This window comes from Nocardia brasiliensis (genome assembly GCF_011801125.1).
In the GTDB taxonomy this organism is placed as follows: Bacteria; Actinomycetota; Actinomycetes; order Mycobacteriales; family Mycobacteriaceae; genus Nocardia; species Nocardia brasiliensis_C.
In genome coordinates, this window is the sequence record NZ_CP046171.1 from 6168771 (window position 1) to 6189900 (window position 21130).

Consider the following 21130-nt stretch of genomic DNA (forward strand, 5'->3'; position numbering starts at 1 on the left):
CCGTCACTCACCGGATAGCGCCTGTCCCACCACTTCTTCCGCGGCCGCCTGCACCTGGGTCAGATGCTCGGGGCCGTGGAACGACTCCGCGTAGATCTTGTATTTGTCCTCGGTGCCCGACGGGCGGGCGGCGAACCAGGCGTTCTCGGTGGTCACCTTGAGCCCGCCCAGCGGCGCGCCGTTTCCTTTCGCCCTGGTGAGCACGGACGTGATGGGCTCACCGGCGATCTCCTTGGTGGTGATCATGTCCGGAGTCAACTTCGCAAGCAGTGCTTTCTGTTCCGACGTCGCCGCCGCGTCGATCCGGGCGTAGGCCGGGGTGCCGTAGCGCCGTTCGAGTTCGACGTAGCGCGCGGACGGACTCTGGCCGGTGACCGCGGCGATCTCGGCGGCCAGCAGCGCGAGCAGGATGCCGTCCTTGTCGGTGGTCCACACGGTGCCGTCCATCCGCAGGAATGAGGCGCCCGCGCTCTCCTCCCCGCCGAAAGCGAGACTGCCGCTGAACAATCCGGGCACGAAGAACTTGAACCCGACGGGCACCTCGTGCACGTCACGGCCGAGCACGCCGACTACCCGGTCGATCATCGACGAGGTGACCACGGTCTTGCCGATCTTGGTCAGCGCGTCCCAGCCCATCCGGTTCGCCACCAGGTATTCGATGGCGACCGCGAGGAAGTGATTCGGGTTCATCAGCCCGCCGTCCGGGGTGACGATGCCGTGCCGGTCGGCGTCGGCGTCGTTGCCGGTGGACAGGTCGTAGTCGTCCTTGATCGCGATGAGCGAGGCCATCGCGTACCGCGAGGACGGGTCCATCCGGATCTTGCCGTCGCTGTCGAGCGTCATGAAACGCCACGTGGGATCGACGAACGGGTTGACGACCTCCAGCTCGAGATCGTAACGCTGGCCGATCTCCTCCCAGTAGTCCACGCTCGCCCCGCCCATCGGGTCGGCACCGAGGCGGATGCCCGCGCCGCGAATCGCGTCCAGGTTCAACACGTTCGGCAGATCGGCGATGTAGTGGTCGAGGTAGTCATAGCGCTGGACGTTGGTCTCCAGCGCATGCTGCAGCGTGGTCCGCTTGATCCCGGCCAGGCCGCTGTGCAGCAGCTCGTTGGCCCTGGCGGCGATCGCGTCGGTGGCGGTGTTGTCGGCAGGACCGCCGTGCGGCGGGTTGTATTTGAAGCCGCCGTCGCGCGGCGGATTGTGCGACGGGGTGATCACGATACCGTCGGCCTGATGCTTGGTGCCGCCCCGATTGTGGCGCAGCACAGCGTGACTCAGCGCGGGCGTCGGGGTGTAGCGGTCCCTCGCGTCGATCATCGCGACGACGTCGTTGGCGGCGAGCACCTCGAGCGCGGTGACCATGGCGGGCTCGGACAGCGCGTGGGTGTCCCTGGCCAGATACACCGGGCCGGTAATCCCGCGCGTGGCACGGTATTCCACGATCGACTGGGTGATCGCCAGGATGTGCGCCTCGTTGAAGGCGGTATCGAGGCTCGAGCCGCGATGCCCCGAGGTGCCGAACACCACCCGCTGCGCCGGATCGGACGGATCCGGGATGCGGCTGTAATAGGCCGTGACCAGGTGGGCGATGTCCTCCAGGTCGGTGGGACGCGCGAGTCGCCCTGCTCGATCATGGGCCATGCTCGGGTCTCCCTTCCGTATCGGCTGCGCCCTGCTCGTCATCAGGATCATGTCCACAACCACTGTCTCGTCGACGCCACGGCGAATACCGCGACGAGGCTTGTGCTGAACGTGATCAGCGCGCCGCGAACGTCTGCGGCGGCCGGCAGCCAGTCGCCGGCACCCGCGCCGACCAGCCCACCGAGCAGCGCCGAACCGACAATGTTAACGGTCGGTGCCCCAAGTGGCAGCAGAGACTCGAAACGTGCTGCTACCGCACGGTCCATGGGGTGCTGCGGCACTGTCATCGGGCGGCTCCCTGCCACAGCTCCAGTGGCGAGAGCGCGACGTTGATGGTGGTGAACAGTTCCGCGTTCTGCTCGACGAACGCGCGCAACCGCTCCGGTTCGTCGACCAGCATCAGCACCAGCGGCAGGTGATCGGCCATGTCCAGGATGCGGGTGCTGTGGATGCGTGAGGACGCGCCGTAGCCTTCGATGCCGCGCCAGACACTGGCCCCGGCGAGGCCGGTGTCCCTGGCTCTGCTGACTATCTCGGCATACAGGGGCAGATGTCGCCACTTGTCGTCTTCGTCCAGCAACACGGTCAACCGTGCCGCCGGCTGCCAGCGTCCCGCTTCCATCATGCCCAGGCCCCCTTTCGTCGCACCGTCGACCGCCGAGTCGTTCCAGTTGTCCCTCGGCGACGCCACTACCGATCCCCCCGAGCCGCTCGGGCACCCGACCCGAGCAGTCTACGAACCGCGAGGCAGTAGGTGAAGTGGTGAAGCCGCCGAGCACTCCGATCCGGAGAACGGGACGCAGCAGTCTGTGGGCTACCCATCCCTCGGGCTGCGGAACCATCAGGATCCCGATGGCAGTGCATCCCATGACATTTACCGTATCCAGGCAATGTTATCGGTTGGACCGGACGGTCCGTTCAGCCGCACCCCACCGCACAAAACTGCGAACAGTGTTGTTCATTGACATCCGGGCCAGTTCCGCGTACGAATGGCCTGAAGGTTTGGCCGAAGTTGTCTCCCCCTACCTCACCTCTCAGGTCGGAGCGACGATGGCGGCACAGCGGGCACAACTGAATACGTACCCGGCGGCGGACACCGGACGCCACCCGGGTCATCAGCAAATATCCGGCAGACATAGATCCGTCCGCCGGACACTGCGGCGACTCTGCGTCACGGCACTGGCGGTGGCCACGGCCGGGCTCGGCCACGCGGCGCCCGCGGTGGCCGCGCCGATCTACCCGATCCCCGACGGCGACGGGTTCTATTGGGCACCACCGGATGTCGGGAACTTCCAGCCCGGTGACGTGATCCGCAGCAGGCCGGTGGCCGCCAACGGCTTCCCCGGCGCGAGCGCGTGGCAGTTGCTCTACCGGTCGAGCAATTCCGCGGGCGATCCGATCGCCGCCGTGACCACCCTGCTGCTGCCGCCGGGCGGGGGCATGAACCGGCCGCTGGTGTCGTACCAGCCGTTCGTCAACTCGCTCGGCATGCAGTGCGCGCCCTCGCACAGCATCTTCAACGGCACCATGCAGGAGGCGCCCGCGCTGAACCTGCTGCTCGCCCGCGGTTGGGCGGTGGCGGTGCCGGACCATCTCGGACCGACCAGCTCCTATGGCGCCGCCAAGCTCGGCGGCAGGCTGACCCTCGACGGCATCCGGGCCGTACAGCGTTTCGGCCCAGCGGATCTCAGGCTCAGCCCCGTCGGTATGGCGGGCTATTCCGGCGGCGGGATGGCGACCGGTTTCGCCGCGGCGCTGGCACCGGAGTACGCGCCGGAGCTGAACATCGTCGGCGTCGCCCAGGGCGGTGTCCCGATGAACATCGGCAAGCTGGCGCTCGATGTCGGCATGCAACCGAACCCGCTGTTCGGCCTCGGTTTCGCCGCCGCCATCGGACTGGAGCGGGAATACCCGGGTGAGCTGCCGATGGAGCAGGTGCTGAACCCGGCGGGCCTGGCGCTGCGCAACCAGCTCGCCAACGCGTGCACCCAGGAGATCATCAACGCGGGCGCGAACAAGAGTTTCGGCGACGTCTTCTACGGCGACATGTACGCCGACGCCACGGTGGCCCGCATCCTGCACGAGAACAGCATCGAGATCTACCCCGGCATCCCCCGCACCCCGATCTACGAGTGGCACGGCGCCAACGACCAGGTCTCCCCCCAGTTGGTGCGCGACGTCCTCGGACGCTATTGCCACGCAGGCGTTCCCGTCCTGCTCAACATGGTGCCCGGCGCAGACCACGGCACCGCCATCGCCGCGGGCGCCTCCGAAGCATTCACCTACCTCGGCGACCGATTCGCAGGCCTCCCCGCCCCGAGCAACTGCTGATCCAACAACAAAGCGCAACATAGACATTCACACAACACACGGTGCCCGCGTTCACATCGGACGCGGGCACCGTGCTGCAACGAAGCGAAATATCCACCCCGACAACATCATCGGAACCAGGCACGTAGCTCCTGATGAGACAAAACCCACGAACGCAACGCGCCCCCAACGGAGCAAGTCTTACGAGTGCCTCGGTTCGCGGCCGTCTCGTGGCTCAGCGGTCGAAGCGCATGCGCCGCAGGCGCGAGTCTCGACCGCTGAGCCACGAGACAGCAGGGGCCGCGAACCACGCCGCGGCCACGCGGCCAACAATTCAGTGCACGATCACCGGTTCGCCTTCGGACGGTGCGGGCACCGTGTTGGGCATCAGGATCGCGGTGATCACCGCGCCCGCCACGAAGATCGCTGTGGCCCACCAGAAGCTGGTGGTGTAGCTCTCGATCGCGGACTGCGCGATGGTCAGCGGGTCGGGTGTGCGCGAGGACAGGTAGCCGGTCGCGGCGGAGGCGGCGATCGTGCTCAGTAGCGCGGTGCCGATGGAGCCGCCGACCTGCTGGCTGGTGTTGATCATGGCCGAGGCCACTCCGGCGTCTTCATGGTGGACGCCGGCGGTCGCGCCTTGGAACGCGGTGGACATCGCGCCACCGAGGCCGAGGCCGAGCAGGATCAGTGCCGGCAGGATGTGGGTGGCGTAGCCGGTGTCGAGGCCGATCCGGGTCAGCCAGGCCATGCCGCCTGCGGCGATCAGGAAGCCGCCGGACATCACGATCTTCGGACCGATCTTGGGCAGCACCAGCGACGGGACGGTGGTCGATGAGGCGATCATCGCCGCCACCATGGGCAGGAACGCCAGGCCGGTCTTGATCGGCGAGTAGCCCATGCTCAGCTGCATGTAGTAGGTCAGGAACAGGAAGATCGCGAACATGCCGATGCCCATGACGAACACGGTGAGGAACGATCCGCCCCGGGTGCGGTCGAGCACGATCCGCAGCGGCAGCAGCGGGTGTGCCACCCGGCTCTCGATCACGACGAACGCCGCGAGCAGCACCGCGCCGCCGATGAGGAAGGCGAGGGTGACCGGGTTGGTCCAGCTGGTCGACTCGGCGTGCGAGAAGCCGTACACGATGCCGAACAGCGCCGCGGTCACCACGACGGTGCCGGGGATGTCCAGCTTGGGCCGCTCGTTGGTCACGTGCTTGGCCAGCAGCAGTACCGCGCCGACGAGGGCGACGGCGGCGAAGGCGAGGTTGACGAACATCACCCAGCGCCAGTTGGCCCATTCGGTGAGCATGCCGCCGAGCAGCAGACCGATCGCGCCGCCCGCACCGGCGACCGCGCCGAAGATGCCGAAGGCCTTGGCTCGTTCGGCGGGTTCGGTGAAGGTCACCGTGAGCAGCGAGAGCGCGGCGGGTGCCAGCAGCGCACCGAAGACGCCTTGCCCGACGCGGGCGGCGACCAGCATTTCGAAGCTGGTTGCCGCGCCGCCGATGGCGGAGGCGCCCGCGAAACCGATCAGGCCGATGATGAAGGTGTTGCGCCGCCCGAACAGGTCGCTGAGGCGGCCGCCGAGCAGCAGCAGGCTGCCGAACGCGAGCGCGTATCCGGTGACGACCCACTGCCGGTCGCCGTCGGAGAAGCCGAGGTCTTGCTGTGCGGCGGGAAGTGCGATGTTCACGACGGTGGCGTCGAGCACCACCATGAGCTGTGCCACGCCGAGTGTGGCGAGCACCCACCAGCGCAGGGCGTGCGAGCCGCGACGGCCCTGGTCTGATTTCGCGGGGGCGGGTGCCCCACGGTCGAACGTGGTAGTCATGTGTCCCCTTTGTCTCGAGTACTGATCCGGAGTTTGCATCTCCGGTTACCCTGGAAAAGCTACCACCATAACGGAGAGATCGCCTCCGCTTAATCCCGATACTTGTTAGGATGTGGGTGTGAATCACGCCACGGCAGTCTCTCCGCCCCGCCGCCTGCGTGCCGATGCCGCGCGCAATCAGCAGCGGATCATCGCCGCCGCGCGCGAACTATTCGCCGACCACGGACTCGAGATCACCCTCGACGACGTCGCCGAACGCGCGGGCGTCGGCGTCGGCACGGTCTACCGCCGCTTCGCCAACAAGAAGGACCTCATCACCGAGGTCTTCGAGCAGAACCTGCGGGAGTTCGCCGAGGCGGCCGACGCGGCCCACCGGCACGCCGACCCCTGGTTCGGCCTGGTCGAGTTCTTCGAGTACGCGTGCAGGCACATGGCGGTGAACCGCGGCTTCAGTTCGGTGATGCTGCAACTGGAAGAGGACAACATCGATCGGTTCGTGGTCGTGCGCGACCGGATCAAGCCGACCGTGACGGCCATCGTGGACCGAGCCCGCGAGGCGGGCGCGCTCGCCCCCGGCGTCGAACCCTCGGACTTCTTCGCGCTGATCCACATGGTCGACGGCATCGCCGAGTTCTCCCGGCCGGTCAATCCCGATGTCTGGCAACGCTATATGGCGATCGCGTTGAACGGCGTGCGCGCCGACAGCACCCCGCGCCAGCAGCTGCTCGTGCCGCCGCTCACCGACGTCGAGGTCGAGCAGGCCAAGGGCGCGTGCACCGGCCGCAAGAGGTAACAACTACGTAATCGATCCCCACATCAGAGGGCTATCCCCTAAAGTTGGTCGCATGACCAACTCGTGGGTGAACTGGGCTGGCGATCAGCAGTGCACACCGGCAACCGTGACCGCGCCGCGGAGCACCGCCGACCTCGCCGAGATCCTCGGCCGCGCCGGCGACGCCGGGCAGACGGTCCGCGTCGCCGGGGCCGGGCACTCGTTCACCGACACCGTGCTCACCGACGGCGTGCTGCTCGATCTGTCGAAGTTCGACCGCGTCCTCGACGTGGACCGCGCCACCGGGCGGGTGCGGGTCGAGGCGGGCGCCACCCTGAAGACGGTGAGCGAGGCGTTGCACGGGCACGGCCTCGCGTTTCCCAACCTGGGTGACATCGACGTCCAGACCGTCGCGGGCGCCACCGCGACCGGCACCCACGGCACCGGCGCGACGCTGCAGAACCTCTCGGCCGCACTGCATTCCATCGAACTCATGCTCGCCGACGGCAGCGTGGTCGAGCTGAACGCCGAGACCGACCCGGAAGCCTGGCGGGCGGCCAGGGTCAGCGTCGGCGCGCTCGGCGTGATCACCGCGGTGACGTTGCAGCTGGTCCCCTCGTTCGTGCTCGAGGGCGTCGAACGACCGATTCCGCTGGAAGACGTACTCGCGGACCTTGATTCGTATGTCGACGGCAACCAGCACTTCGAGTTCTACATGTTCGCGCACAGCGCGCTGGCGTTGACCAAGCGCAACAATCCGGTCGAGCTGGCCGAACAACCGCGCGGCAAGGCCGTCGACTGGTTCGCCGACATCCTGATGTCCAACTACGCCTTCGACACGCTGTGCAAGCTGGGTCGCCTGCAGCCGCGGCTGGTGCCGTGGATCCATCGCGGCGCCGCCTACGCGGGCAGCTACCGCCGTCAGGTCGACCGGTCCTATCGAGTGTTCGCCTCGCCGCGGCTGGTCCGCTTCACCGAGATGGAGTACGCGATCCCGCGCGAGCATTCGGTCGCGGCAATCCGCGAGATCAAGGCGCTGTCCGCGAATTTCGAGACCCCGATGCCGATCGAGGTGCGCTGGGTCGCCCCCGACGACGCCTTCCTCTCCCCCGCGGGCGGGCGCGAAACCTGCTACATCGCGGTGCACCAGTACCGCGGCATGCCCTACGAGCCGTATTTCCGTGCCTGCGAAGCGATTTTCGACAAGTACAACGGCAGGCCGCACTGGGGCAAACGACACTTCCAAACCGCCGACACACTGCGCGACCGCTACCCCGACTGGGACCGCTTCACCGAAGTCCGCCGCCGCCTGGACCCCAAGGGCCGCTTCACCAACCCCTACCTAACCCGAGTCCTCGGCCCCCTCTAACCCAATCCCCCAGCCGCCGAGATGATTTCGGCTACCAGGCGGGGGATGGCGGTGCCGATGGGTTCTCGGATGACCTCGGTTGCCAGGGGGTCGTAGGGGGTTGGTTCGGCGTTGACGATGATCAGGTCGGCGCCGGCGCGGACGGCTACGGCGCATAGCGAGGCCGCGGGCTCTACCTGTAGCGAGGTGCCGATCGCGAGGAAGATGTCGCTGGTTTGCGCGGCGAGCGCGGCCTTGGTCATGGCGCGGGGGTCGAGCTGTTGGCCGAACATGATGATGGCCGCTTTCAGCACCCCGCCGCAGGCCGGGCACGGCGGGTCGGGCTCGCCGGCCGCCACCCGGTCCAGGGTCTCGGCCATCGTGGCCCGGTACTCGCATTCGACGCAGACCACCTCGAACATGTTGCCGTGAATCTCGACCACGCGGTCCGGCGCGGAGCCGCCGCGCTGGTGCAGACGGTCGATGTTCTGCGTGATGACAGTGACCGCGCGCCCCGCCCGCGCCAAGTCGGCGAGGGCCTTGTGCGCGGCATTGGGCTCGGCCTGCCAGGCGGGGTTGTCCCGGCGCGCCAGCCACGACCGCCTGCGCAGTTCGGGGTCGGCCAAGTAGCTGTCGTATGTCGAAAGCAGTTCTGCGATCGGGTCTTCGGTCCATACACCGCGCGGGCCACGGAAGTCGGGGATGCCGGAGTCGGTCGAGATCCCCGCCCCGGTGAGCACCCCGATGCGCCCTTGGCGGCTGCGCCACTCGCTCGTCATAGCAACCCAGCCTAGGTCGCACACCGACGAAGATGATGAGAGAATGTTAGTCTATTTATCTCATCGTCTGAATGTTGTTGATCAAGGGAGATCACGATGACCGCATCCGCCGCCCTCGACACCGGCCGCCCACGGACACTGCCGTCCCGCCGCCCCTTCGCGCCGGGCAATCGACTGTGGGACGAGACCGGCCTGATCACCTTCTCGCTGACCGCGGGCTCGGCCTTCCTGCTGCAGACGATGGAGCCGACCATCTCGGCCGTCGTGGACGAACACTCCACCTTTCGCACCGATCCGATGGGCCGCGCGGTGCGCAGCATCGCGTCGGTGATGATGTGGATCTACGGCGGCGAGGAGGCGATCGCCGAGGCGGACCGGCTGCGCACCATGCACGCCTCGCTCAACACCACCGACGCGAACGGCGTCCGACACAAGGCACTGACCTCGGGGCCGTGGGCATGGGTGCTGCACACCGGCACCTTCGCCTTCGCCGAGAACGCCAGATACTTCGCCCGCAACCCGCTCACGGCCGCGGAGAAGGAGGACGTCTACCAGGAGATGGTGCAGCTGATGCGCAACTTCTCGGTGGCGCCCAAGGAGATTCCGGCCAGCTACACCGAATTCGAGAAGTTCTTCGCCGACCAGGTGGCCAATCACCTCGAGGCCACCGACACCGCGCGCGACTATCTGCGCGTGATCCGCTCGGTCGCCCCGCCGAAGCAGTTGCCACGGGTCTTCGCGCCGATCTGGCGGCTGGCGGTCGCCCCGATCGGCAGGATGCAGTACTTCGTGACGGTCGGTACCACGCCCGAGGTGGCGCGCGACAAGCTCGGACTCACCTGGACCGCCGCCGACGAGCGCAAGCTGCGCGCGCTCGGCTGGATGATCGCACGCATGATCCCGCTGCTGCCGGAGCGGGTGCGCTACTTCCCGATCGCCTTCGAGGCCCGCAGGCTGGAACGCGACCGGCAGCGGCTGCGCAAGATGATCGACTTCCGGCCGATCTGAGATACCGCCGAGTAGTTCCGTTTCGCCGTTGTACGACAACGGTTTTCATCGCTCCCATCGCGCGGGCCGCGCTGTCACCCGACAGCGCGGCCCGCGTCGTTCGAGTACCGACCGGTCCGATTCGTCGGGTCGACACGTTGGCCGCCAACACGTCTCGGCATCCGACATTTGCCCGATATCGCACCGCGCACACAGAACCGTCCAGTACGGTGCGCGGCCCACGTGCACGCCGATTGTTGCTGTGTATCAACGACTTCGATGCCCTGACCTGCGTCGTGCGCCGACCGCGGCAGGCGGTGGCCCGGTGCGCGGTAACGATCTTCGCCACGCTGGTATACGTATCCCGTACGCTTCGACAGCGTTTCGGCCACACTGTGCCGGACGACCGGTCCGCGGCACAGCACACTCCTAGCTCAGCTCACCCGAAAGGCGCCTCTATGTCGCACAAGCCCAGCGTGCTGTTCATCTGCGTGCACAACGCAGGCAGATCGCAGATGGCCGCAGGGTTTCTCAACGCGCTGGCCGAAGACCGCATCGAGGTCCGGACCGCGGGCAGCGCCCCGGCCGCCGCGCTCAATCCGGTCGCGGTCGCGGCGATGGCCGAAGTCGGCATCGATATCTCCGACCGCACCCCCAAGCTGCTCACCATGGACGCCGTGGGCATCTCCGACGTGGTGGTCACCATGGGCTGCGGGGACGCCTGCCCGTTCTTTCCCGGCATCAGCTACCGCGACTGGGTCCTGCCGGACCCGTCCGAGCAGACCATCGACGTGGTGCGCACCATCCGTGACCGGATCCGAATCCTGGTGGAGAACCTGATCGCCGAGCTGGTGCCCGCGCCGGCCCGCTGACGCCCGGCCGCGCTGTCCGATTCGTTCAAGACCGCAGTGACGGCGGCTGGCTACCGTTCGGGTATGACTCCTCAACTCGACGTCGTCGGCCTTGTCGTCACCGATATGAGCGCTTCCATCGCGTTCTATCGCCGACTCGGCCTCGACTTTCCCGAAGACTCCGAACAGGCGCCGCATGCCGAGGCCGCCCTGCCGAACGGGCTGCGGTTGGCTCTGGACACCGAAGCCACCATCGCGTCCTTCCACAGCGCCTGGACTCCCCCGGCGAGCGCGGGCCGGATCAGCCTGGCCTTCCGCTGCACGAACCCCGCCGAAGTGGACTCGGTCTACACCGAACTCGTCGACGCGGGCTACCACGGCGAGCTGAAGCCGTGGGACGCGTTCTGGGGCCAGCGCTACGCGGTCGTGCAGGATCCAGACGGCAACAACATCGACCTGTACGCCACGCTCGCCACCGACTGACGCGGCTCAGCCTGCCGCGGCCACGGTGTCCGGGGCGGTGCCCGATCGAATCAGCACCTGCCCCAACGGCATTCCGGTGAGGTCGCGGACCTCGCGCGCCAGGTGCGCCTGATCGGCGTACCCCGCGCCGATGGCGGTCGCGGCGAACGACACTCCCGCGCGGGCCTGCGCCAGCGCCCGCTGCAGGCGCAGCACCCGCGCCAGGGTCTTGGGACCGTAGCCGAAGGCGGCGAGCGAACGCCGATGCAGCAGCCGGGCATTGAGCCCCACCGCCGCCGCGGTCGCCCCGACCGACCAGCCCGCGTCCAGCGCCGCCACGATTCGCCGGAGCACCGGATCGGGCGGCGCCACCGCGGCCGCGCGCCGCTGGACCAGCGCCTCCATGGCGGCCAGCGGGTCCGTGGCCGCGGCCAGCCGCGCGGTCAGCCGCCGCACCTCGGCGGCGGACCACAGCTGATCCAATTCGACGCGCTGATCGCGCAATTCCGCGGCGGGCACGCCCAACAGGGCCGGGGCGGTGCCCGGCGAAAAACGCAGCCCCGCATATCGGGTACCGGTGGCGACCACAGGTCGGAAAGCCCGGGTATCTGGGCCCGCCACGATCAGCCGTCCATCCACCCACAGCAGGTCCATGCAGCCGTCCGGCAGCACCGGCACGGCCGCGTCCCGATCGGTCACCGTGCGGGTCCACGCCACGGCCGCTCCGAACCGCGACGGTCGTTCCCGATACCCGTCCGCGTCCATGACCCGACGCTACCGCGATTCCGCGGGCGCTCGCGCCCGCACCGAACGCGGTCAGCGCTGCGGCGGCACCGGGAACACCCCGCGCGGGACCACCCGGACGAACGGGGCGGGGTGGGCGGCCGCGATACTCGACTCCGGGTCGCTGCATCCGACGGTCACCTCACCGGCGGGAGCGGAGGAAAACGTCCAGACCGTCACCCAGTCCTTGCCGCCGACCGTTTCGGTCTTTTTCATGTCGCTGGACCGAAGATCTTCGTTCCGCCCAGAACTGTCCACGGCCGTGCAGCGCAACGTATTAGCGGCCGCGCCCCAGTCCGCGGGCACCCGGATATCCATCACCGCGTCGGCGGGAATGGGGACCTTTTTCGTCTCGCCGAGCGCGATCCGCGTCCCGCCCGCTTCGTCGCCATTGTTCGAATCGGGGGCGGGGGAATCGGAACTCGAGGACGCCGCAGCACTCGACGAGGTCGATTCCGGGCTCGCCGACTTGTCGTCGGAGCACCCCGCCACCGCAACGGCGACCAGCGCCGGAACCCCCAGCCAGCTCAATTTCACGAGTCAAACCTCTCGTCGCGCCCATTCACCAGGCGATTGGTACGGATCGGCGATCGAACACGCTGCCGTAATCGCGCGGACCCTGCGGGGCCGGTGAAACGTGACCACTCGGGAGCCGCACACGGCATCGACTAGAGAGCATGTCAACTCCGGCGTCGAATGGAGCGTGTACACGCCCGAAATTGCTGATTCCCGCAGTAATTTGCCTGGGTAATGACATGCTCGGCCGATGCCGTCATTCCTCCGTAGACTTGCTTCGGTGACTTCCCCTGTGGCTTTTCAGGCCATCGATATTCCGCTCCCCGACGGCACCGCCGACGCCTACTTCGCGCACCCCGACGACGGCGCCCGCCACCCCGGTGTGCTGCTCTACATGGACGCGTTCGGCCTGCGCCCGTATCTGCGTGAACTGGTGGAGACCATTGCGGCGCAAGGGTTCAGCGTCCTCGCGCCGAACATCTTCTACCGCTCCGGCCGGGCGCCCGTGCTGCCCATGCCCGACTTCACCGAGCCGGACGCCGGCGCGAAGTTCTTCGCCGAACTGGCGCCGATCCGCGAAGCGCTCACCCCGGACGGCGCCATCGAGGATGCGCGGCACTACCTGGACTGGCTCGCGGCCGCCCCGACGGTGACGCCGGGCCCGGTGGCCACCACCGGCTACTGCATGGGCGGCAGGCTCGCGCTGCGCACCGCCGCCGCGTTCGGTGACCGGATCGCCGCCGCCGCCAGCTTCCACGGGGGCAATCTGGCCGCCGAGGACCAGCCCGACAGCCCGCACTTCGCGGCGGCGGGGATCACCGCGCGGGTGTACGTGGGGCACGCCGATCACGATTCGTCCATGCCGCCCGAGCAGATCGCCCGCCTCGAACAGGCGCTCGACGCGGCGGGCACGCGCTACACCTCAGTCCTCTACCCCGACGCGCCACACGGTTTCACCATGCGGGACGTCCCGGTGTACCGCGAGGACGCCTACCAGCGTCACCTGCACGATCTGCTGAGCCTGCTCCGGAGTTCGCTCGCCGCGGAATAAGACCGAATCATCCTATGTTTCGACTGGGGTCGGTTCCGGCCCCAGCACCCGCTGGATCGTGCCGTCACGCGACCGACCGGCCGGTTTTCGAGACCCGCATTCCCCGTTACCGCCGGTTCCGCTTAATGTTGTTCGGTAGGCGATCATCGGGAGGACCACATGGCGAAGCTGGTGTGGATGTGAGCGAGGAACGCGCCGCGGCCGCCGCGGCCCCGCATATCGCGACGCGGATCGGATACCGGCAGGCCGCTTTCCCCGCGGATTCCTCGGTTCGCCCGGTACTCATCGGCCTGGCCCTGGTGCTCAGCGTGCTGCTGGTCTACGAGGCACATCAGGCCGCCAATCACGGCACCGATCACGCGTGGTTCGTCGCCGTCTCGGTGGCCGGTCTCTTCGTCGCCCGCGGGCTGCACCTGCGCAGGCCGATCACGCTGGCCCACTTCACGGTCGCGCTGCTCGTGCTTGCCCTCGCCCATCTCGCCTACCGCGCGGAGCATCCCGGCTACGGCTTCGTGCTGCTCGCCTCGAGCGGCTTCCTGCTGGTGCTGCCGCAGTCGAGCAGGCCGCAGCCCGAACAGCTCTATCGCGTCGCCGAACTCGTCGGCCGGACCGAGCGCGACCCGCTCGCCCCGTTCGCGCTGCACTCCTCGAAAACCTACTTCTTCAACGCGGATTCGACCGCGGGCATCGGCTACCGCGCCCGCTTCGGCATCGCGGTGGTCGCGGGCGATCCGATCGGCGACCGCGCCGCCTTCCCCGCGTTGCTCACCGAGTTCTCCGAGTTCGCGCTCAATCAGGGCTGGCGCATCGCCGTGCTCGGCGCCAGCCCCGAACTGGCCGAGCTGTGGCGCATCCGGGCACTGGAACACCGTGGGCTGCACGCCGTTCCGATCGGGCGCGACGTGGTGATCGACGTCGACGATTTCGCGATGGTCGGCAGGCACTTCCGCAACCTGCGCCAAGCCGTCAGCCGCACCCGCAATTTCGGCGTCACCACCGAGATCGTGGACGAGTCGGCGCTGACCGACGCGCAGCGCACGGATCTGCTCGGCATCGTCGACGAGTGGGGCAAGGGCAGGCAGACCCGCGGCTTCTCGATGATCCTCGATCACCTGCTGGACGGCCGGAACCCGAACATGCTGGTGGTCATGGCCAAAGACGCGGACGGAACGGTCTCGGGCTTCCAGCGCTACGGCATCTCCGGGCGCGGTCGCGAGCTCAGCCTCGACGTGCCGTGGCGGCGCAAGGGCGCCCCGAACGGCCTGGACGAGCGGATGATCATCGATCTGGTCGACTACGCGCGCGAGCACGGCATCAATCGGATCTCGTTGGCGTTCGCGCCTTTTCCCGAGTTGTTCGCCGACAAGCAGAAGTCGCGCACCGCGAAGCTGATCTATGTGCTCGTGCACCTGGGTGACCCGCTCATCCGGCTGGAGTCGCTGTACCGATTCCTGCGCAAGTTCCACGCCCTGTCGGATCAGCGGTACGTGCTGATCCGCTGGCGCGAGGTGCTCATCGCGGCCGCCGCACTGCTTACCCTGGAGTTCGCACCGCACCGCCGCGAACACTGAGGAGCGCAATGGAACTCGGCCACACCGATATCAAGGCCGCCGTCGAGCGAGTGGCGGGCCGGGTGCGACCGATCACCCTCGCACCCGCCGGGGACAACCTCTGGTTCGCGCTGGAACTGCTCCAACACACCGGCAGCTTCAAGGCGCGTGGCGCCCTCAATTTCCTACTGGCGCATCAGGAGAACGGCACCCTGCCCGCGGCGGGCGTGACGATCGCCTCCGGTGGCAATGCCGGGCTCGCCTGTGCCTGGGCGGCGCGGACACTGGGCATCGAGGCCACGGTGTTCCTGCCTGCCACCGCGCCGGAGGTGAAGGTGCGACGGCTGCATTCCTATGGCGCCGAGGTCAATCTGATCGGCACGCAGTACGCGGACGCGCTGGCGGCCAGCCAGGAATTCGCGGCCGCGACCGGCGCGCTGCTCTCCCACGCCTACGACCACCCGTTGATCGCCGCGGGCGCGGGCACCCTCATGACCGAGATCCACCAGCGCATGCCCGATCTCGACACCGTCGTGGTCGCGGTCGGCGGTGGCGGACTGTTCGCCGGGATCGCCACCGCCGCAGACCATTACGGGGTGCGCACGGTGGCCGTCGAGCCGCGCGCGTGCCGTGCGTTCCACGCCGCCGTCGAGGCGGGCAGGCTGGTCGACGTGTCGATCGATTCGATCGCCGCCGACTCGCTCGGCGCGCGGCGCGCCACCGAGCTGGCCCTGTACGCCGCCCAGCACTACCGAGTCGACTCGGTCCTGGTCGACGACGCCGACATCATCGCGACCCGCCGCGGCCTCTGGGAAGAACGCCGCCTCGCCGTCGAATACGGCGCGGCCACCGCCCTCGCCGCCCTGCGCGCTGACACCCACCCACCCGCCTTCACCCCCGAACCCGGCGAAAAGGTCTGCGTCGTACTGTGCGGCGCGAACACCGACCCGTCCGATCTGGCGAGTTGACCCGGTAATCGAGGGCGCCGAATTCCGGCGCGTTCGTGGGGGCCGGATTATGCTCGGGGCGTCTTCGATCCCGACGGAAGGCATCGCCGGCATGGCGCTCGCATCCAGCATGGTCCCCCTCGGCACGCCCGCACCGGATTTCGCGCTGCCCGATCTCGATCAGCGCGTGCACCGCCGCGCGGATTTCGTGGACGGCCCCGGCCTGCTGGTCGTGTTCGCCGCCAACCACTGTCCATACGTCAAACATGTCGAAGCGGTGCTCGGCGAGGTGGTCGACTCGCTACCCATGCCCACCGTGGCGATCTGCAGCAACGATGTCGGCCGCTCCCCCGACGACGCCCCGATCGGCTTGCGCGACCAAGCGATTCGCGCGGGGTGGACCTTTCCCTACCTCATCGATGCGACCCAGCAGGTCGGCCGCGCCTTCCACGCCGCGTGCACGCCCGACTTCTTTCTCTACGACGCGAACCTCACCCTCGCCTATCGCGGCGCGCTCGACGAATCCACGCCGGGCAACGGAAAACCGGTGACCGGCAATGCGTTACGAGCCGCCATCGAAGCGGTACTGGATGCCGTGCCGGTGCCGGAACCGCACCGGCCGAGCATGGGCTGCTCGATCAAATGGCGCGAGAACTGAGCCGGGGGACGCGAGAGCTGGGCGACCCGTCCGCGCATGCGGGACAATAGCCGCGGACAACGTCGCAGGCCGGACGGCCGGAGGAAAGGGGAGGGACGTTGGCAACAATCGTCCTCGTACACGGCATCGCTCAGGAGCAGGGGTCGGCCGACACGTTGGAGGCCCAGTGGCTGCCCGCCATCGCGGGCGGGGTGCGCAACCACGGCGACCTCGAACTCGCAGATCGGCTATGGCGCAACGGATCACCGGGCGACATCTCGACCAGGATGGCGTTCTACGGCAATCAATTCCTGGCGAAGGGGGCGCAGGGCGAGGCCGTCGGCGACCTCGACGACGAACAACTGGAACTGATGGAACAGCTCGCCGAGCTGTGGTTGACGACCGCCGCCGAGCACGCGGGCGACCAACGCGACCGGCTGACCGCACAGCGCCTCGCCGCGGTGGTGCCACCGGAGGCCAAGCCGCAGGGCGCCAAAGCCGCACTGCGCCCGGCACTCAACGCCCTGGTGCGGCTGCGCTGGTTCGCGCCGTTCGGCATCGGGCTCGCCGAGAAGTTCGTGGTGCGCGCGCTGTCACAGGTGGTCAGGTACTTCACCGACGAGAACGTGCGCGAGTACGCCCAGCAGCAGGTACTCGCGCAGGTGGGGCCGGAGACCGAGCTCGTCATCGCGCATTCGCTCGGCTCCGTCGTCGCCTACGAGGCGCTGCATCGCGTCGACCAGGATGTCACCCTGCTGACCATGGGTTCCCCGCTCGGCCTGCGCACCGTCATCTACGACCGATTGCGCCCGCAGCCGACCACGGTCCCCAAATGCGTTGCCGACTGGCACAATCTGGTGGACCGCGACGATCTGGTCGCCGCGCATCTCGATCTCGCCCCCTTCTTCCCCCCGTTCCCCGGTGCCGGCGTCGTGCCGATCACCGAGGAACCGCTGGACAACGGCGCGAGCCCGCACGACTCCACGCACTACCTGACAAAGGCGATCACAGGCGGCATCGTCGCGAAAGCGCTGACCACCTGACACTTCTCGACCGACCCGGGCGGCACGGCGCACCGCCGCCGCGATCTTCGGCGCCGAGTCGGTTACCGATCCGCCTCGGGCAGATGCACTTTCGCGTCCTCGTAGGTGGCCGTGCCCGCGGCCTCGTCGCGGGTGTAGATCAGGTTGAGCACGCCGGTCTCGAACGTCTGCGAGGAGAGCAGCCGCAGCGGCAACGTCGATTCCCGGTCCGGGAACAGCCGATCGCCCTTGCCGACGACGATCGGGTGCACCAGCAGGTGCAGCTCATCCAGCAGGCCGGCGTCGAGCAGCTGGAGCACGACCGAGACCGAGCCGCTCATGCCGATATCACCGCCGGGCTCCTGCTTCAGCGCGGTCACGCCCTCGATCAGCTCACCCTGCAACAGCTCGGAATTGCGCCAGGTGAACTCCAGGTCCTGATGCGAGACGACGACCTTGCGCGCGTCACCGAGCACCTTCGCGAACGACGCGTCCTCCCCGCCCGCCGCCTCCCGCTCGGGCCAGGCGCCCGCGAAACCGTCGTAGGTCTTGCGCCCGAGCAGCAGGGTGTCGGCGGTGCCGAGCTGGGCGTTGACCGCAACGCCCATCTCGTCGTTGAAGTAGGGGAAATGCCAGTCCTGCGGGTCCTGAATGACGCCGTCGAGTGACATGAACAGCCCTGCGGTGATCTTTCGCATCGCGCAACTCCTGGATCGGTAGTGTGTGTCCTCTGTTCCGACGGAGCCGCGCGAGGAAATTAATCGGTCAGACCCGTTCCGCTTCCAGCACCCAGACCCCGAGCAACAGGTGACCGTCCGGATCCAGATCCAGCGGCACCCCGCCGCCCTGCAGCATGCGCGCGAACACGGGCGGCGGTTTGATCGCGGTCAGCTTGCCGGGCCGCAACTCGGTGAGCCGCCAGTCCGGCACCGCGAACGCCGCGCGCAGCTCGTCGTCACCGATCGCGAAGGGCGCGTAGTTCGCGCTGTGCGGTCCCTCCGAGAAACAGAGCTGGAACAGCCGCGCACCGGGCCGCATCACCCGATGCAGCGCTGCCACATGCGATGTGCGCTGTTCGGGGTCGAGACAGTGGGCGAGCGCGCTGCTCACCACGGTGTCGAACCGGTTGTCGTAGCCGCTGAGCTCGGTGGCGTCGGCGACGGCGAAATCCACCGTCACCCCGCGCTCGGCGGCCCGCGCGCGAGCCTTCTCGATCGCGGTCGGCGCGAAGTCCAGGCCGGTCACCCGGTAGCCGAGACCCGCCAGATAGATGGCGGTATCCCCTGGGCCGCAACCGATGTCGAGCACATCGCCGGAGATCCGGCCGGTGCGCTCGAACTCCACGAGCAGCGGCTGCGGGCGATCGATCTCCCAGGGCAGCCGGTCCATCACCTCGCCCTCGACGAGCGTTCCGCTCTGATACGCCTGCTCGAAATCAATGCTTGCCGGGTCGAGCCCGGACGATGCGTCATTGTCAGTCATGAACCTGCCCTTGCCTCGATGGTGGATCAGGATGCAACGCAGCGATCCTACCGAGAAACGGAGAACAAAGCTCCGGTTTGACGTGACATCCATCCACCCCTGGTCAGTTGCCGACGCCGGACCCGTGGAACGCCGCACGATAGCTCTGCGGAGTGGTGCCGACCACCCGCTTGAACCGGTCGCGGAACGCGGTCGGTGAGCCGAAACCGACCTGCCCCGCGATCCGATCCACGGGATGTCCGGTGGACTCCAGCAGATACTGCGCCTGCCGAATCCTGGCCCGCAGCAACCATTGCAGCGGTGTGGTGCCGACCTGCTCACGGAAGTGCCGGTTGAGCGTGCGGGTGCTGAGCTTGGCGTGCGCGGCGATGTCGTCGAGGGTCAGATCCTTCGCGGAATTGTCCCGCATCCACTGCATCACCGGCTCGAGCGAGCACCCGCGCGGGGTGGGCGGCTGGTCGTGCACGATGAATTGCGCCTGTCCCCCTTCACGTTCCAGCGGCACCACCGAGAGCCGGGCGGTGTCGGCGGCCACCGCCGATCCGTGATCGCGTCGAATCATGTGCAGGCACAGGTCGATTCCCGCCGCGGCGCCTGCCGAGGTGAGGATTTGGCCGTTGTCCACGTAGAGCACGTCCGGGTCGAGATCGATCTCGGGAAACCGGGCGGCGAACTGCGTCGCGGCGATCCAGTGGGTGGTCGCGCGCTGCCCGTCGAGCAAGCCGGTGGCGGCGAGCACGAACGCGCCCACGCAGATAGAAGCGATCCTGGTACCCGCGGCCGCGGCCCGGCGCAGTGCGTCGAGCACCTCTTCGGGCACGGGGCGCTCGGGCTCGGCCCGGCCGGGCACGATGATGGTGTCGGCCTCGGCCAGGGCGGCCAGATCGTAGGGCGCGTGCAGTGTGAACGCGCCCGCGTCGACGGTCGAGGTGAGGCCGCACACGCGCACCCGGTACGCCGCGCGGCCGTCGGGCAGGCGGGCGCCGCCGAACACGTCGACCGGCGTCGCGAGGTCGGATGGAATGACCTTGTCCAGCGCCAGGACCGCTACGACATGCATGGCTTCAGAATAGGGTGCACCCGGATTCCAGCCAATAGCCATGAGCAGTACTTCTTCGATAAACCCCGATGTCAGAGCCATTGGCGAGAATCGACCGGCGTATGGCCGTTTCGCCTATTTCGCTCCGGGCAGATGATCACTTAGTCTCGCGGCTGTGACGAAGTTCCTGCTTTCGGTCCATGTGCTGGCCGTGATCATCGCCGTCGGGCCGGTCACGGTCGCGGCGAGCATGTTCGCGCCCACCACCCGCCGCGCGCTCGCCGCCCCCACCAACGATCGCGACCCCGCCGTGCTGGCGACGCTGCACCGCATCTGCCGGGTCTACGCCTACATCGGCATCCTGGTGCCCACCTTCGGCGCACTCACCGCGTTGAGCCTCGGCGTGCTCACCGACAAGTGGCTCATCGTCTCGATCGGCCTCACCGCGGCCGCCGCCGGCGTGCTCGCGATGCTGATCCTGCCCGGTCAGCACAAGATCCTCGCCGATCTGCCCGCCACGACCCCGGCACTGATCCGACGCCTCGGCATGGACACCGGCATCTTCAACGTGCTGTGGGTGGTCGTCACCGTGCTGATGATCGTGCGCCCCGGCTCCACCACCGGGGCCTGACGAGCACCACTGCCTATTCCGGCGCCATGTGCCGGATCGACTCCCCGCCCTTGGTGTGGTGCAGCCTGCCGAACCGACTGTCCAGCAGATGCGCCATGCTCTCGGCCGCTCCGGTGTACGCCTCCTCGACCGACGCCGCCCGATGGGTGACCGCCACCGGCGGTTGACCGTTCGGGCGCGCCTCCAGCACGCACTGCTTGTCGTCCGGTCCGCCCTTCGCGCCGTTCTGATCGGTGAGATGCGCCTCGACCCGCGTCAGCTGCGCGCTGAAACGGTCGAGCACCGAGGCGATTTCGGCCTCGGCCCGCTCGATCAGGCTGGCGCCGCCGTGGATGCCGCTTCCGGTATTGACCTGGATCTGCACAGCTTTCTCCATTCCCGTTGGGTGGCAAACTCGACGAAACCGACACTACCCGTGCGGGCACGGTGGCCGAGATCACGACGCGGGCCCGGTCCGGGACGGACCGGGCCTCGCGGTACGCGGA

The 21130-nt window shown here is 68.1% G+C and carries 23 protein-coding genes; 12 read left to right on the forward strand and 11 right to left on the reverse strand.

The features are described from left to right. Positions 1-3 precede the first annotated feature (3 nt). Genes pgm through F5X71_RS27950 form a run of 3 tightly spaced genes read right to left on the reverse strand, consistent with a single transcriptional unit; the run spans position 4 to position 2335 of the window. Positions 4-1644: a phosphoglucomutase (alpha-D-glucose-1,6-bisphosphate-dependent) gene (gene pgm, locus F5X71_RS27940; RefSeq protein ID WP_167464690.1), complete on the reverse strand. Its 1641-nt coding sequence runs from the start codon at positions 1642-1644 to the stop codon at positions 4-6. Positions 1645-1691: 47 nt separating this feature from the next. Next, positions 1692-1931 (reverse strand): hypothetical protein, encoded by a 240-nt coding sequence (locus F5X71_RS27945; RefSeq protein ID WP_167464691.1) that lies wholly within the window; start codon positions 1929-1931, stop codon positions 1692-1694. Then, positions 1928-2335, reverse strand: coding sequence for a DUF190 domain-containing protein (locus F5X71_RS27950; RefSeq protein ID WP_167464692.1), 408 nt, complete (start codon positions 2333-2335; stop codon positions 1928-1930). Before F5X71_RS27950 ends, F5X71_RS27945 begins: the two co-directional genes overlap by 4 nt. 494 nt (positions 2336-2829) lie before the next feature. Between F5X71_RS27950 and F5X71_RS27955 the strand changes: the two genes are divergently transcribed. Continuing rightward, on the forward strand, positions 2830-3975 hold the full coding sequence (locus F5X71_RS27955) for a lipase family protein (protein WP_238815511.1): 1146 nt from the start codon (positions 2830-2832) through the stop codon (positions 3973-3975). Positions 3976-4288: 313 nt separating this feature from the next. On the opposite strand, the gene F5X71_RS27960 is transcribed toward F5X71_RS27955, so the two are convergent. Next, the gene (locus F5X71_RS27960; protein WP_167464693.1) at positions 4289-5788 is read right to left on the reverse strand and encodes an MFS transporter; all 1500 of its coding nucleotides are present in this window, start codon (positions 5786-5788) and stop codon (positions 4289-4291) included. A 118-nt stretch (positions 5789-5906) separates the two neighbouring features. Between F5X71_RS27960 and F5X71_RS27965 the strand changes: the two genes are divergently transcribed. Both F5X71_RS27965 and F5X71_RS27970 read left to right on the forward strand, forming a co-directional pair. After that, positions 5907-6581: a TetR/AcrR family transcriptional regulator gene (locus tag F5X71_RS27965; protein ID WP_167464694.1), complete on the forward strand. Its 675-nt coding sequence runs from the start codon at positions 5907-5909 to the stop codon at positions 6579-6581. Positions 6582-6633: 52 nt separating this feature from the next. After that, positions 6634-7929, forward strand: a complete 1296-nt coding sequence (locus tag F5X71_RS27970) for a D-arabinono-1,4-lactone oxidase (protein WP_167464695.1) — start codon at positions 6634-6636, stop codon at positions 7927-7929. Here F5X71_RS27970 and F5X71_RS27975 read toward each other — a convergent pair. Further along, positions 7926-8648, reverse strand: a complete 723-nt coding sequence (locus F5X71_RS27975) for an SIR2 family NAD-dependent protein deacylase (RefSeq protein ID WP_238815512.1) — start codon at positions 8646-8648, stop codon at positions 7926-7928. The two genes, F5X71_RS27970 and F5X71_RS27975, sit on opposite strands and share 4 nt — an antisense overlap. A 135-nt stretch (positions 8649-8783) precedes the next feature. Here F5X71_RS27975 and F5X71_RS27980 point away from each other — a divergent pair, with 135 nt between their 5' ends. From F5X71_RS27980 to F5X71_RS27990, 3 genes are all read left to right on the forward strand, one after another. Continuing rightward, on the forward strand, positions 8784-9695 hold the full coding sequence (locus tag F5X71_RS27980; RefSeq protein ID WP_167464697.1) for an oxygenase MpaB family protein: 912 nt from the start codon (positions 8784-8786) through the stop codon (positions 9693-9695). Between the two features lie 437 nt (positions 9696-10132). After that, the gene (locus F5X71_RS27985; RefSeq protein WP_167464698.1) at positions 10133-10546 is read left to right on the forward strand and encodes an arsenate reductase ArsC; all 414 of its coding nucleotides are present in this window, start codon (positions 10133-10135) and stop codon (positions 10544-10546) included. Positions 10547-10609: 63 nt separating this feature from the next. Beyond that, positions 10610-11008, forward strand: a complete 399-nt coding sequence (locus tag F5X71_RS27990; RefSeq protein ID WP_167464699.1) for a VOC family protein — start codon at positions 10610-10612, stop codon at positions 11006-11008. A gap of 6 nt (positions 11009-11014) precedes the next feature. On the opposite strand, the gene F5X71_RS27995 is transcribed toward F5X71_RS27990, so the two are convergent. Beyond that, entirely contained in the window at positions 11015-11752 is a 738-nt protein-coding gene (locus tag F5X71_RS27995; protein ID WP_167464700.1) for a DUF6597 domain-containing transcriptional factor, read from the reverse strand. Positions 11753-11803: 51 nt separating this feature from the next. Further along, positions 11804-12307 carry a hypothetical protein gene (locus tag F5X71_RS28000; RefSeq protein ID WP_167464701.1) on the reverse strand — a complete coding sequence of 168 codons (504 nt, stop codon included), beginning with the start codon at positions 12305-12307 and terminating at the stop codon, positions 11804-11806. 259 nt (positions 12308-12566) lie between these two features. Between F5X71_RS28000 and F5X71_RS28005 the strand changes: the two genes are divergently transcribed. The 5 genes from F5X71_RS28005 to F5X71_RS28025 all read left to right on the forward strand — a co-directional run bounded on the left by F5X71_RS28005 (position 12567) and on the right by F5X71_RS28025 (position 17514). Next, positions 12567-13337, forward strand: coding sequence for a dienelactone hydrolase family protein (locus F5X71_RS28005; RefSeq protein ID WP_238815513.1), 771 nt, complete (start codon positions 12567-12569; stop codon positions 13335-13337). A gap of 179 nt (positions 13338-13516) precedes the next feature. Further along, positions 13517-14908, forward strand: coding sequence for a bifunctional lysylphosphatidylglycerol flippase/synthetase MprF (locus tag F5X71_RS28010; protein ID WP_167464702.1), 1392 nt, complete (start codon positions 13517-13519; stop codon positions 14906-14908). A gap of 8 nt (positions 14909-14916) precedes the next feature. Next, positions 14917-15855, forward strand: a complete 939-nt coding sequence (locus F5X71_RS28015; protein WP_167464703.1) for a threonine/serine dehydratase — start codon at positions 14917-14919, stop codon at positions 15853-15855. Positions 15856-15946: 91 nt separating this feature from the next. Beyond that, positions 15947-16492, forward strand: coding sequence for a thioredoxin family protein (locus F5X71_RS28020; RefSeq protein WP_167464704.1), 546 nt, complete (start codon positions 15947-15949; stop codon positions 16490-16492). 98 nt (positions 16493-16590) lie between these two features. Then, on the forward strand, positions 16591-17514 hold the full coding sequence (locus F5X71_RS28025) for a hypothetical protein (RefSeq protein ID WP_167464705.1): 924 nt from the start codon (positions 16591-16593) through the stop codon (positions 17512-17514). Between the two features lie 62 nt (positions 17515-17576). Here the strand turns inward: F5X71_RS28025 and F5X71_RS28030 are convergent, their stop codons facing one another. The 3 genes from F5X71_RS28030 to F5X71_RS28040 form a co-directional block, all read right to left on the reverse strand. After that, positions 17577-18191, reverse strand: coding sequence for a dihydrofolate reductase family protein (locus tag F5X71_RS28030; RefSeq protein WP_167464706.1), 615 nt, complete (start codon positions 18189-18191; stop codon positions 17577-17579). Positions 18192-18258: 67 nt separating this feature from the next. After that, a complete protein-coding gene (locus F5X71_RS28035; RefSeq protein ID WP_167464707.1) occupies positions 18259-18975 on the reverse strand; it encodes a class I SAM-dependent methyltransferase in 717 nt (238 codons plus the stop codon). Between the two features lie 103 nt (positions 18976-19078). After that, positions 19079-20035 carry a GlxA family transcriptional regulator gene (locus tag F5X71_RS28040; RefSeq protein WP_167464708.1) on the reverse strand — a complete coding sequence of 319 codons (957 nt, stop codon included), beginning with the start codon at positions 20033-20035 and terminating at the stop codon, positions 19079-19081. A 154-nt stretch (positions 20036-20189) separates the two neighbouring features. Here F5X71_RS28040 and F5X71_RS28045 point away from each other — a divergent pair, with 154 nt between their 5' ends. Continuing rightward, the gene (locus F5X71_RS28045) at positions 20190-20645 is read left to right on the forward strand and encodes a hypothetical protein (RefSeq protein ID WP_167464709.1); all 456 of its coding nucleotides are present in this window, start codon (positions 20190-20192) and stop codon (positions 20643-20645) included. Positions 20646-20658: 13 nt separating this feature from the next. Here the strand turns inward: F5X71_RS28045 and F5X71_RS28050 are convergent, their stop codons facing one another. Continuing rightward, a complete protein-coding gene (locus tag F5X71_RS28050) occupies positions 20659-21021 on the reverse strand; it encodes a ribosomal subunit interface protein (protein ID WP_238815514.1) in 363 nt (120 codons plus the stop codon). Positions 21022-21130: the final 109 nt, after the last annotated feature.